Genomic DNA, 12,778 nt, shown 5'->3' on the forward strand with positions numbered 1-12,778 from the left:
GACCATTCAGAGAGGATGAGTATGGGAGCATGAAGATGAAGCATGAACAACCGATCGGCATTGCCGTTAACCAGCTGGGCTACCGGAGCCAGGACACCAAGATTGCGGTTATCCCTGGTCAGGGAGGCCGTTATCATCTTGTAGATGATCAGAACGGCGAGACGGTTTGGCATGGGAGCACATCGCCTGCCATCGTGGATGCTGCCAGTGGGCAGACGGTAAGCCGGGGAGATTTCACGGGGTATGAAGCTCCAGGCACCTACCGGATCGAAACGGAGGATGGGCAGACCTCGGCTCCTTTTGTCATTGCGGAGTCAGTCTATGAGGATGCACACCGCGCATTATTGAAAGCGTTTTATTACTTCCGGTGCGGGATGGCCTTGGACGAGTTGCACGCTGGACCATGGAAGCATGATTCGTGTCATCTCACGCCTGCCATCGTTTATGGAGAGGAATCCAGGCAAGTGGATGCCTGGGGAGGGTGGCATGACGCCGGGGACTATGGCAAGTATGTCGTTCCGGGCGCCAAGGCGGTAGCCGATCTGCTGCTGGCCTTCGAGCTGTACCCGGAGGCATTTGCACAGCCGCTGCCATTGCCGGAAAGTGACGGCTCCATGCCGGATGTGCTCCATGAATGCCGGTATGAGCTGGAGTGGATGCAGCGCATGCAGGATGAGGAGTCGGGAGGGCTGTTCCACAAGCTCACGACTTTGCAGTTCCCGGGAGGAGACGTCATGCCGGAGGCCGATACGGCCGCACTGTACCTGTCGCCGATATCGGCGACAGCAACCGGTTGTTATGCTGCCATTATGGCAATGTCGGCGCGGATCTACGCCCCTTACGACGAGCCCTTCGCTGCCAGCTGCCTGAAGGCGGCAGAACGCGCTTGGGCATGGCTGGCGGAACATCCGGATATGCCGGGCTTCCGCAACCCGGCGGATATTGCTACGGGTGAATACGGTGACGGTCAGGATGCCGATGAACGATACTGGGCGGCGGCCGAGCTGTATCGCACCACGGGTGAAGGGCGTTACCATGAGGCTTTCCAAGCGTTAGCCAAGCAGAATGCCTTCGGTAAATATGAACTGGGCTGGGCCGACATGGGCGGTTATGGAACCTTTGCCTATCTGATGTCGGAGCGGGAAGAAGACCCGGAATTGGCGGAAGTTTTGATGCGGGGTTTAATTCAACGTGCGGACGAGCTTGCCGCGGTCAGTGAACGGGACGGGTATGGTATTTCACTTCATCCGGATCAATACATCTGGGGCAGCAACATGCTGGTATTAAATCACGCGATGCTCCTGCTGATAGCGGGCAGATTGTCCGGCACCGAAGACTATGAGTCCCATGTGCATGAGCATGTACACTATTTGTTCGGAGCTAACGTGATGGGGATGAGTTACGTCACCGGGTACGGGGCGAAGCCGATCCTGTATCCGCATCATCGCCCTTCCGAAGGAGACGGCGTTAAGGCGCCCGTTCCCGGTCTCGTCTCAGGCGGTCCGAATAAGGGGCTTCAGGATGATTACGCGCTTAAGCACTTGGCAGGCAAGGCGCCGGCAGCTTCTTTTGCCGATGTGATGGAGAGTTACTCTACCAACGAAGTGACCATCTATTGGAACTCGCCGGCTGTGTTGGTATTATCCCATTTTGTATAGGAAACATAGGGAATGCACAGAGGAAAAAGAAACGCCAAAGAGAGTCTCCGGCGTTTCTTTTTTACTAGTTTTCCAATCTGGTCCGGCTTGCCTAGTACATGGATTATCTCAAACGATTGATTCGTTATTTCTTCGACGGTGCTTCATTTTTGTGCTCAATCACATGCAATACTTTCGGTTCGACAGCTTTTAGCATTTGTTCATTTGAAGTTTTGCCTGTTGGAGCATCGCCATGATGCTCTCCTTGAATTTGTGTATCAACCTGTGTTTGGGCGATGACATCGATCACCTGTTGTTTTGAGACGTTTTTAGAGGCAGCAACCTCCACAACGGAGTTCCCTTTGGCCAATTCTTCCTTCAATTCCGTTGCGCTCATTCCTAATAGGGCAAACAGTTTTGCATCATTCAAGAAGGCATCGGCAAAATAATCCGGCTTACCGTTCGTGGTGAAGAAACCTTCTACTTCAGCGTTGGAGGGCGCAGCCTCACCTCCGATCTGAGAAGCACTGATGGTATTGCCATGCACAAATATCTGGTAGAACGGCTCACTGGCTCCCTTTTTGCTGTAATTCAGCATCCACGTTTTTTGATCCGGGTTGTCCATTGGCTCCATAGCAAACTCGTAATCTTCGACAGGGCCATACATTCTATTGATGAGATCATCTACCTTTGCCTTGATTTCCTGATCGGTCAGAGCCATGAGCGGCTTCTCCTTAGGCTCCCAGTTCTCTTGAATCACGTGTTCAATCGTACCCGACACACTGTTCATATGAAGGGTAATCGTTTTGCCCGTCCCTCCCTTTTCCCGCAGCATGATGCTGGTTTGAACGTCTTGAACGGTGCTTGCATTGACCATCTCGAACGATTTGGTTTCGGGAAATGCGCTATACAGCTTCTCAAGCGCTGCATTGCCAACCTCATCCGACTTGATCTGTTCGGTAGTCATGGATGTTCTGGTAAGGATATCGATTAGGGGAGGAGCCGCAAATGCCGCAGTTGGAATCAGAATCGCCGTGGCAACAATTCCGCTAATGAATCGTTTTTTCATCGTTTTTTTGCTCCTTTTGGGTTGGAAGTATTGTGAATAGGATTGTTCTATTCGTTTGGAAATGTCCGGGGGACACGCCGTAGCCTCTGCCTTTTTGTGCAGATGTTCACGGATTTTGTGTTCAATAGGCATTGATTTTTTCCATCCTTTCCGGGGGGAGATTCCGTAAGTTCTTTCGCAGGGCCGTAAGGCCTGCATGATATCTGGATTTGACTGTTCCCAGGGGGATTTCGAGCAATGTCGCGATTTCTTCAAGAGCATAGTCGTGAAAAAACGGAGGATAATCACCGTACGCTGTTTGTCCGTCAGCTGCTGGATTGCCTTCGATATCATCTGGTTCGTCTCATCCATGAACACGGCGGGCTGATCCCAGTGGGACTCTTCCCGCGAGAAGGCGCGGATACGTTCAAAAATTCGGAATCTCCGCCAGCTCTTAACCCGAAATCTCTGCACTTGTCGGATCACCAAGCCGTGCAGCCAGAAGTGGAATGGCCGGTTCGTATCGTAGTTTGCAAGCGAGGTCCACATTTGCATATAGATCTCATTCATGACATCTTCCCGATCCTGCGGGTGATCCACCAGAAAGGAAACGGTCCGGTAGACATCCTGGTAGGTAGCATCATACATCGCATGGAACGCCTGTTGATGCCCATCTTTCATTTGTGTAAGTAGCTGGTACATGTATTCACTTTGCATTCAGAGGGCCCTCCTGGGTAAGCAGCTTACACCCTATATTGTCTCTATGGCAGAAAAAGGTTCGGTCCCTCTTCTTATTTTTTTGCACAAGGCTAAAGCGCAAGAGGACAGCTATCGGTTCGTTGAACTTAGGAAGATAGGTGTACGGCTCCGTGAAATTCGCCCATTGGCAGGGTAATATCACTCATAAAATTGGAATTTACAGGGTGGTGCGGTCATGCGAATCTTCGAATGAAAACGCGAGCCATCATGTATTTTCAAAAAAACGACATGATCCTTTTAAAAGTTGTCAACAATATTCTTGACGAAACCCGCTTTTCCTTTCGTTGAGCCTTTTGCCGGGCTGACTTAACATATAGATGTCAGAGCAAGGCGACAACACAATATTCTATTGTTCAAATATGACTAGGAGGTCAATACGATGTCCAATGAGACAAATACAAACGCTTCCAAAGGTATCCGGGTAAGGGTTCAACAGCTCGGCCGTCTCCTTAGCGGCATGGTGATGCCGAATATCGGCGCGTTCATCGCTTGGGGTCTGATTACGGCTCTGTTCATCCCGACCGGCTGGTTCCCTAACGAGAAACTCGGGGAATTGGTCGGCCCGATGATCACGTACCTGCTCCCGCTCTTAATCGGTTATACGGGCGGACAGATGGTTCACGGCAAGCGCGGTGCGGTCATCGGTGCTGTGGCAACAATCGGCGTCATTGTCGGGGCGGATATTCCGATGTTCCTCGGCGCCATGATTGTTGGTCCGATTGCAGCTTGGGTATTGAAGCAATTCGACAAGCTGATTGACGGCAAAATCAAATCCGGCTTCGAAATGCTGGTCAACAACTTCTCGCTCGGTATTATCGGGGGCGCGCTGACCCTGGTGGCTTACACCGGAATCGGGCCGCTGGTACAGGGAATTACCAGAGCGCTCTCGGCAGGCGTGGATGTACTGGTCAATGCCAACCTGCTGCCGCTCGTTAACATTATCATTGAGCCGGCGAAGGTGCTGTTCCTTAACAATGCAATCAACCACGGGATTTTCAGTCCAATCGCAACAGAGGAATCAGCACGTATTGGTCAATCTGTTCTGTATATGCTGGAATCGAATCCAGGCCCAGGGCTCGGCATTCTGCTTGCCTATTGGATCTTCGGACGCGGCTCTGCCAAATCCTCCGCACCCGGCGCGGTAGTGATCCACTTCCTGGGCGGTATTCATGAGATTTACTTCCCATACATTCTGATGAAGCCGGTTCTGATCCTGGCCGCGATTGCGGGCGGCGTTGCCGGAACCTTCACCTTCCAGATCTTTGGAGCCGGATTGGTGGGGCCCGCGTCGCCGGGCAGTATCTTTGCTTTCATCGCTATGGCGCCTAAGGGCGGACTGCTTCCGGTGCTGGCCGGTGTTCTTGCCGCAGCTATTGTATCCTTTGCGGTAGCGGCATTGCTGCTCAAAACGGGTAAGAAGACAGAAGAAGAGCCGAATCTTGAAGAAGCCTCCGCGAAGATGAAGGAAATGAAGACCGGCGGCATGAACGACCAGGTTGCTCCTGCATCTGCGGCTGTTGCCAATCTGGATAAAGACAATGTGAACAAAATCGTGTTTGCTTGTGACGCCGGCATGGGCTCCAGCGCAATGGGCGCCTCGGTGCTTAGAAAGAAACTGCAGCAAGCGGGTGTCAACATTACCGTTGTGAACTCGGCTGTAAGTGAAATACCGGATGACGCGGATATTGTCATCACCCAGAAGACACTCACGGAGCGGGCCATCGCCAAGAATCCGAATGCGGAGCATATCTCGATCGACAACTTCCTGAAGAGTCCGAGATATGATGAGCTGGTGGAACGACTCAAAGACTAAATAGTTCTGCATCATATGACACGCTGGCGTAATTACGCCGGCGTTGTCTCCATTTCATGAAGAAGGGAGCCATGCGTCTGGGACAAATCACTGCCCGCCAGCGACAAATCCTTCTGCTCCTGATGAGCAGGACCGAGGGCATGACAGCTGCGGAAATAGCGGCTGAGATCGGGGTCAGCGTCAGGACGGTTCACCGGGAAATGGAGGAGATTGAGAAAGGACTGCAAGGCGCAGACGTTCTGCTTCATAAAAAGTCGGGAACGGGCATCCGGCTGGAAGGAGAAACGCCTGAGGGTATCGCCCAGCTGCGGAAACGCCTGCTTGAAGGTAAGCCTGCCGATTATTCCGTGGAAGAGCGCAAAATCCTCGTGTTATGTGCTTTGCTTGAGGCTGATGAACCCATCAAACTGTTTGCCCTGGCCCACAGTTTGAAGGTGACCGTGCCTACCGTCAGCAGCGATCTGGATGAGCTGGAGCCCTTAATGAAGAGGTTCAAGCTTAATCTGATCCGCCGCAGAGGTTACGGGGTTGAGCTTGAAGGCACGGAAGCCGTAAGGCGAAGGGCCATTTGCAGGCTTGCGGAGGAATATCTGGATTATTCGGATCTTGTCGGGGACGGTTACAGCGATGCCCGAGAGCCGGTGACGGCCCGGCTGCTCTCCATGGTTGGTAAACCGGTGCTGCTGGATGTGGAGAAAAGCTTGTGGGATATGAACTGGAGCTGGACGGAGAGCCTTAGCGAAAGTGCCTATACCTCCATGCTGATTGCCTTATCGGTTTCCGTGAAGCGGATCAGGCAGGGACGGCGTATGGAGGAGGCCGATATCGCCACTCAGGATGGAGCCTCCTCCTCCATGGAGGAAGCCAGAGATTTTGCCGTTCGTCTCGGTGAAACACTGGAGATCCCTTTTACGGATTCAGAAATGAAATATATCTCGAATTTGTTCGAGGCAGCCAGGGATATGTCCGAGGTCAGTGAGCTGGCCCATACGGATGTGGAAATGGTGGAGATGGCGCACCGCCTGATCGAGCGGGTGCAGCGGCGCACCGGCATTCCGTTTCAAGAGGATCGCACGCTGCGGGCAGGCTTGGTGGAGCATATCGGTGCAGCCATGAAACGGATTCGGGAAGGGACCCGGATTCGGAACCCGCTGCTGAGTCCGATCCGGAAGGATTATGAGGAGCTGTTCGGGATTGTCCGGCATTCGGTTGATGAGCTGAGGCTGGGCTTGACCATCCCGGATGAGGAAATCGGGTTTCTGGTTATGCATTTTGGGGCGTCAAGTGAACGCCTGAACCAGCTGGGACACCATCTGAAAGCCATCCTCGTATGCTCCAGCGGACTTAGCTCCTCAAGGCTTCTCGGAACCCGGCTGAACAAGGAGATGCCTCAGATTGAGGTGCTTGGCAACGTGTCATGGTATGAAGCGGCTCGAATGCCGAAGGAGCAATATGATCTCATTATATCGACCATAGATCTTCCGCTGCCGAAGGATCGATATGTGAGATTAAGCCCGCTGCTGACAGCGGATGATAAAGAGGCGCTGCTTCAATATATCCAGAGCACGTCCGTGAAGCCGGGTGGAAGCGGCACGGCCGTCAACCGGATCGAAGAACAGCGTAAAGCTGCATCATTCGAACGGCTTCGCCTGCAGGCCGCGCTGATGAATGCGATTGTATCGCTCCTGGACGGCTTTCATGTGCATGATCTGGATAACCGCCCGGATGACCTGGAGGGTACGTTGAACGAGGCCTTGGCCAAGGTATACGAGTGCGGTGCGGTCAGCGATGCGGAGAAGGTGAAGGAGCGGTTGCTTGAGCGTGAACGGATGGGCACTCAGCTCATCCCGGATACGACGCTGGCTTTGTTCCATACGCGCAGCCGTTATATCGCCTGCCCGTCGCTTACCCTGTTCCGGTTAGCGCATGCCGCACCGCTTGAGGATGGGGCGGAAGCAGGGGTCATTCTGCTGATGCTGGCACCGAAGCAGCTCCCGAAGGAGAGCCTGGAGGTGCTCAGCGAGATCAGTGCGATGCTGCTCGGCTCCGAGCTGATTGAGCTGATGGAGCGGGGCGGCGAGGACGAAATTCGGTCATACCTGGCTGAAGAGCTGCAGCATTTTTGCAATCACAGACCATAGAAAGAGGGAGACTAACATGAATAACATACTGTCCAAAGATAAAGTCGTATTGAATGCGAAGGCAAATGATAAAAGCGAGGCCATCCGCATGGCGGGGAATCTGCTGGTGCAGGCAGGCCACGTATCAGAGGATTACGTAGATAAGATGCTGGAGCGCGAAGAGATTGCATCCACTTATATGGGCGGGGGACTCGCGATTCCTCACGGCACCAAGGAAGCCAAAGGCATGGTTATCTCTACGGGATTGTCCATCGTTCGCTTCCCGGAAGGCGTTGATTTCGGCGGAGACGAGCCGGCGTTCATCGTCATTGGGATCGCGGCCGCTGGCGGTGACCATATGGAGATTCTGACAAACGTTGCGATGATCTTCACAGATGACGAGAGCATTGAGAAGGTGATGAACGCATCGAGCGAAGAGGAGATTCTGGCCATCTTCGAAGGAGGAATGGGCGCATGAAGGCAGTCCATTTCGGAGCAGGGAACATCGGGCGCGGGTTTATAGGGCTTCTGTTGTCCCAGGCAGGTTACGAGGTTTGTTTTGTCGATGTGAACGAGGAGCTGGTTTCGGAGCTGAAGGCTCGTGGAGAATATCCTGTAACACTGGCCAGCGAAGGGCAGGAGACAACGGTTGTAAAGGGCATTACGGCCCTCAACAGCGCTTCGGAGCCGGAGGCTGCCGCGCGTGCGGTGGCAGAAGCCGATCTCGTCACAACAGCGGTAGGCGTGAACATTCTGAAGTTTATTGCCGGTACCATTGCCGAAGGGCTGAAGCTCCGGTTGCAGGGAGAATCGGCACCGCTGCATATTATTGCATGCGAGAATGCCATCGGCGGCAGTACACAGCTGAAAGAGCATGTGTACGGTAAGCTGGATGATGAGACGAAGCAGAAGGCCGACCAGCGGGTGGCTTTCCCGGATGCAGCCGTAGACCGGATCGTGCCGCTGCAGCAGCATGAGGACCGCTTGAAGGTGGTGGTGGAGCCGTTCTATGAGTGGGCGGTGGATCGCTCGCAGATGTTTGAAGGCTACACGCCGGTAGAAGGCATTCACTATGTGGACCGCCTGGAGCCGTACATTGAGCGCAAGCTGTTTACGGTGAATACCGGTCACTGCTCTGCTGCCTATGTAGGCTTCCTGAAAGGCTATGAGACGATTCAGGACGCCATGAAGGATGACGAGGTGGCAGCCCATGTGCGCGCGGTGCTGGAGGAAACAGGGGCTGCGCTTGTGCATAAACATGGCTTCAATTCTGCCGAGCATGGAGCGTATATTGACACCATTCTGGAGCGGTTCCGTAATCCGGCGCTGACAGACGAGGTATCCCGCGTCGGACGCTCCCCGATTCGGAAGCTGTCTCCCGGCGACCGGCTGGTATCTCCAGCGATGCTGGCATTCGAGAGCGGGCTCCCTTACAAGAGTCTGGCCAAATCCATGGCAGCGGCCTTGTTGTTTGATGTGCCCGAAGACCCGGAAAGTGTAGAACTGCAAGCCTCCGTACGGGATATCGGAGTAAGCGACACGGCTTCCCAATATACCGGTATGGCTGGCGAGCATCCGATTATGGGTGAGCTGATGGAGCAATATGAAGCCTTGAAGGCGGAGACTGAGGCTGGGCGGTCATAATTTTTAGCTATGAGAGAAAACCCCTGATTTTCTTTACGGAGAAATCAGGGGTTTTTTGGGCTCGCTTCAGGATGAGCTCCGCTTCCTCAACGCTGGTGTCCAGCTGCCAGGGAGGAATTCCATAATTTCCATCCGTTGATTTTCAGAAAATTTTCGCTTATTTTCGGAATTAAGAGTACACTAGAAGTAAGAAACCGAAGTGGATGTGATGAACATGGCAGAAGAACTGATCTTGACCCAAGAGGGCTATGATAAACTCCAGGAGGAACTGGATGACCTCAAATATGTAAAACGCAAAGAGTTAGCGGAACGGATCAAGCTTGCGATCAGCTATGGTGACTTGAAGGAGAACAGCGAGTACCACTCGGCCAAGAACGACCAGGCGTTTATGGAAACGCGCATCATTATCCTAGAAAAAACACTGAACAGCGCCCGGATTGTCGACTCCAAGCAGGTAAGCTCGACAACGGTGAATGTCGGTTCGAATGTCGTCCTGAACGACATCGAGTTTGCAGAGAAGCTTGAATATCAGGTTGTAGGCCCGGCAGAAGCAGACGTGTTGAATAATAAAGTCTCCTATGAAAGCCCGCTCGGCAAAGCACTGATGGGCAAAGCGGTTGGCGACCAAGTCAACGTGGATGCACCGATGGGCATCGTCAAGTACGAGCTGCTGGAGATCAAGGTGTTGTAAACGATCGATCATTTGCGTCTAACGCCATGATGGATGGGATCCTTGGAACTGCTGGCTGTCTGCATAGCAGACGTTATTCAGATTGCCGCAGCATCTGTAGATGGATGAACTCATATATAAATGAAAGGCGTAATCCGGGAGTGTCATGTCCGGTTACGCCTTTTCTCATGATCATGCCCCAGCCGCAGCAGCCTTGCGCTCATACATATAGCAGGCTACCCCGAGAATGAAGGCAAGTCCTACTAATGCAGCTCCTACCCAAGGCAGGGAGGTTAAGCTCAAATGGGTAATGACCAATCCGCCAATGAAGGCTCCCGCTGCATTTCCGAGATTACCGGCGGAGTGGCTTGCCGTAGAGGCAAGTGCCGGGGCCGATTGGGCAAGACTCATCACGCGTACCTGCATCCCGGGCATCACAGCGAAGGAGGCAGCGCCCCAGAGCACGATGGTCAGCACAGCAGTCACCGGATGATAGATGGTAACGGTGAAGATGGTCAGGATAACGGCAGTCGTGAAGTAGACGCCCAGAATGGAGGGCAATAGCTTCCAGTCTGCAAGTCTTCCGCCCACGATGTTACCTGCGGTCACGCCGATGCCGAACAGCACCAGAATCCAGGTGACGCTGGGTTCTGCAAAGCCGGTGATCTCAATGAGCAGCGGAGCAATATAGGTGAATACAGCGAACAGGCCCGCGTTGCCAAGCGCTCCGATGAGCAGGAAGAGAAGCAGTCCTGGCTTCATAAGGGCTGTGATCTGCTGGGCGATGCTCGAGGCCTGCTCCTGGCGGATCTTCGGAATGAAGATCAGAATGCCAATCAATGCGATAACGCCCATAATGGCAATCGCCCCGAAGGAGGCGCGCCAGCCCATCGTTTGACCGATGAAGGTACCGATCGGAACCCCGATGATGTTGGCTATCGTTAACCCTGCCATCATGATCGATACGGCCCCGGCTCGCTTGTCCGGCCGTACCAGGTTCGAGGCGATAACGGCTCCCACGCCGAAGAAGGTGCCGTGTGTCAGTGCTGTCAGCATCCGGGCACCCATCAGCACGGCATAGTTGGGAGCAAAGACCGAGACGCCGTTGCCCAGAATAAATAAACCCATGAGCAGCAGGAGCAGCTTCTTTTGCGGGATTTGGTGGGTAAGAACGGTCAGGATAGGAGCTCCTACGGCTACCCCGAGCGCATACATCGTAATCAGCTGTCCGGCAGAGGCGATGCTGACGTTCAGATCGTCCGCGACGTTCGGGAGTATTCCCATGATCACGAATTCCGTCATTCCAATGGCAAAAGCGCCTACAGTAAGAGACAATATCGAGATGGGAAACGGCTCTTTAGGCCCTTTGTTCCCAGTGGCCTGCTGCGATAATTCCATGATGTTCAAGTCAACCTTTCTGCTGTGTATATTAAAGATATAAACCCAATCTATATTATCGGATTTGAAAGAGGGCCTGTTACATATTATTTAACGTTCTCTGATGATAATCAAGAATTTTATTTTTGGGCAAAATGGACATGCTGATCATGTAAGCTTATTCGGCATACCAGCTTGTCCGCTATGTAAAGCTTGAGAGAGTACCATCTCGGCACTCTCTTCATGAAGCAAGCAAACCATTGTGGTCATCCCATACAGCCGGTTGATCCTGTCCCTTTGCTGTGATGGATTTAGAAACAGGTAAACGACTCGATTCTCCCCAGATCAAATCCTGAGAACACCCACATTCTCCCGGTCCAGCGAAAGCCGGCAACCGATGTCCGGCCAACAAAGGTCGGATAAAACCAGAAGCCCGGCCCATTTCTCGGCCAAATATAGGTGTTGCGGAATAGACAGCCTGTGATTGCTCCGGGGTCAACGGCAAAGGTAGCTGCAAGCGGTTGTTGGGGTACAGTCTGCGGGGGTGGAGAAGAGGGCCCTTGTTGCGGTCCCTGAGGTCCTTGCGGCGGCATAAATGCCATAATGGATTCACTCCTTAATCGGTTTATAGGCTTGGAAGTGAGCAAGATCGGCCAGACGCATCAAGAATGCATGATGAGCCAGGCTCTAGGTATAGAGCAGGGTGATTACAAGTAATTCGAAGAGGACAAGGGGCAGAATGACATGATTATAGTAGCTGGGACCGAAACCGCGCTGGTGATTGTAGTCTGGCAGACTTAAGTATAGAATTCCCCTGTCACACCGGATAATCGTCCCTTCAAAGACGTCACCGTCCAGCGTTTCGACGCGAACCAGCTGGTTCGCATACTGTTTGCACAGATGGTGAATATGATCCCGAACGGATTGGATGCTGTCCCTCATATTGGGTTCAGCTTGATATAAGGTTTGTTCCTGGTGTCCTGGATATTGAAGACTCATATGGAAAGACCCCCATCGTTATTAGTCATACATGGATTACATCCTATGCGGATGCCTATAGCGGGGTGCTCCTGAAATTCCCGCATGGGCAAATTTGTAGATTAGTGATACTATTTAGATCAATATATGAATTGAGGAAGTGAGCGTTAGTCGTGATCAATATAACCATCCCCAAGCCGGACGTCACCATTACCAAGCAGGCTGCTCCGGAACTGAGCCATATTTATGGATTTACGGATTTTCACCTGATTCCAAGAGACCGGGGCGGGATCTTTATGTTCTACAACAGCAAGGAGGAGCTCTTGTTTGTTGGCAAAGCCAGAAAGCTAAGACCGCGGATCAAGAAGCATTTTGAAGATAGCGTATCTCCCATTAAGGACCATCGTAATGAAGTGACAAGAATAGAGGTCTGTGTCATCGAAGATGCCGTTCACAGAGAAATCTATGAAACCTATATCATTAATGAATTAAAGGCTGAATATAATGTGGACAAAGTGTTCTTTAAATAAAGGACATGTGTAATGGAGAAAGGAGAGGCAATAGACGGGGTCTTGGAGAGATCAACGTGTATTGCTTTTTTTTCGTTGTCGTCCATCGTTACAATAAAATTTAAATATTCTTTTACAGGAATATTCCTGATATGGTATATTGAATTCAAGAAATCAAACACACCATTATATCCGTAAAAAAAAGAGGTGATGATGATGACGG

The 12,778-nt window shown here is 52.3% G+C and carries 11 protein-coding genes and 1 pseudogene; 7 read left to right on the forward strand and 5 right to left on the reverse strand.

Going from position 1 to position 12,778, the window contains the following annotated elements; all coding sequences use genetic code 11:
• Window positions 1-35 precede the first annotated feature (35 nt).
• A complete protein-coding gene (locus PGL02S_RS06775; RefSeq protein ID WP_306766003.1) occupies window positions 36-1,658 on the forward strand; it encodes a glycoside hydrolase family 9 protein in 1,623 nt (540 codons plus the stop codon).
• Between the two features lie 124 nt (window positions 1,659-1,782).
• Here the strand turns inward: PGL02S_RS06775 and PGL02S_RS06780 are convergent, their stop codons facing one another.
• Window positions 1,783-2,706 carry a hypothetical protein gene (locus PGL02S_RS06780; protein ID WP_036640615.1) on the reverse strand — a complete coding sequence of 308 codons (924 nt, stop codon included), beginning with the start codon at window positions 2,704-2,706 and terminating at the stop codon, window positions 1,783-1,785.
• Between the two features lie 121 nt (window positions 2,707-2,827).
• Window positions 2,828-3,402 (reverse strand): annotated as a pseudogene (locus PGL02S_RS06785) (sigma-70 family RNA polymerase sigma factor).
• 421 nt (window positions 3,403-3,823) lie between these two features.
• Between PGL02S_RS06785 and PGL02S_RS06790 the strand changes: the two are divergent.
• The 5 genes from PGL02S_RS06790 to greA all read left to right on the forward strand — a co-directional run bounded on the left by PGL02S_RS06790 (window position 3,824) and on the right by greA (window position 9,712).
• Window positions 3,824-5,257, forward strand: a complete 1,434-nt coding sequence (locus PGL02S_RS06790) for a PTS mannitol transporter subunit IICB (protein WP_036640361.1) — start codon at window positions 3,824-3,826, stop codon at window positions 5,255-5,257.
• A gap of 56 nt (window positions 5,258-5,313) precedes the next feature.
• Window positions 5,314-7,398, forward strand: a complete 2,085-nt coding sequence (locus PGL02S_RS06795) for a BglG family transcription antiterminator (protein WP_244892316.1) — start codon at window positions 5,314-5,316, stop codon at window positions 7,396-7,398.
• A gap of 16 nt (window positions 7,399-7,414) precedes the next feature.
• Entirely contained in the window at window positions 7,415-7,855 is a 441-nt protein-coding gene (locus PGL02S_RS06800) for a PTS sugar transporter subunit IIA (protein ID WP_006207198.1), read from the forward strand.
• Window positions 7,852-9,021 carry a mannitol-1-phosphate 5-dehydrogenase gene (locus PGL02S_RS06805; protein ID WP_006207197.1) on the forward strand — a complete coding sequence of 390 codons (1,170 nt, stop codon included), beginning with the start codon at window positions 7,852-7,854 and terminating at the stop codon, window positions 9,019-9,021. The genes PGL02S_RS06800 and PGL02S_RS06805 overlap by 4 nt, the downstream gene beginning before the upstream one ends.
• Before the next feature lie 214 nt (window positions 9,022-9,235).
• Window positions 9,236-9,712 (forward strand): transcription elongation factor GreA, encoded by a 477-nt coding sequence (greA, locus tag PGL02S_RS06810; protein WP_036640355.1) that lies wholly within the window; start codon window positions 9,236-9,238, stop codon window positions 9,710-9,712.
• Window positions 9,713-9,883: 171 nt separating this feature from the next.
• Here the strand turns inward: greA and PGL02S_RS06815 are convergent, their stop codons facing one another.
• From PGL02S_RS06815 to PGL02S_RS06825, 3 genes are all read right to left on the reverse strand, one after another.
• Window positions 9,884-11,089 carry an MFS transporter gene (locus PGL02S_RS06815; RefSeq protein ID WP_036640614.1) on the reverse strand — a complete coding sequence of 402 codons (1,206 nt, stop codon included), beginning with the start codon at window positions 11,087-11,089 and terminating at the stop codon, window positions 9,884-9,886.
• Window positions 11,090-11,379: 290 nt separating this feature from the next.
• The gene (locus tag PGL02S_RS06820) at window positions 11,380-11,670 is read right to left on the reverse strand and encodes a hypothetical protein (RefSeq protein WP_006207193.1); all 291 of its coding nucleotides are present in this window, start codon (window positions 11,668-11,670) and stop codon (window positions 11,380-11,382) included.
• Window positions 11,671-11,755: 85 nt separating this feature from the next.
• Window positions 11,756-12,067: a hypothetical protein gene (locus tag PGL02S_RS06825; protein ID WP_036640353.1), complete on the reverse strand. Its 312-nt coding sequence runs from the start codon at window positions 12,065-12,067 to the stop codon at window positions 11,756-11,758.
• 152 nt (window positions 12,068-12,219) lie between these two features.
• On the opposite strand from PGL02S_RS06825, the gene PGL02S_RS06830 reads away from it, so the two are divergent.
• Window positions 12,220-12,576: a nucleotide excision repair endonuclease gene (locus tag PGL02S_RS06830; protein ID WP_006207191.1), complete on the forward strand. Its 357-nt coding sequence runs from the start codon at window positions 12,220-12,222 to the stop codon at window positions 12,574-12,576.
• The last annotated feature ends 202 nt before the right edge of the window (window positions 12,577-12,778 follow it).

Origin of the sequence: Paenibacillus glucanolyticus NBRC 15330 (assembly GCF_004000885.1) — a bacterium.
In the GTDB taxonomy this organism is placed as follows: Bacteria; Bacillota; Bacilli; order Paenibacillales; family Paenibacillaceae; genus Paenibacillus_AQ; species Paenibacillus_AQ glucanolyticus.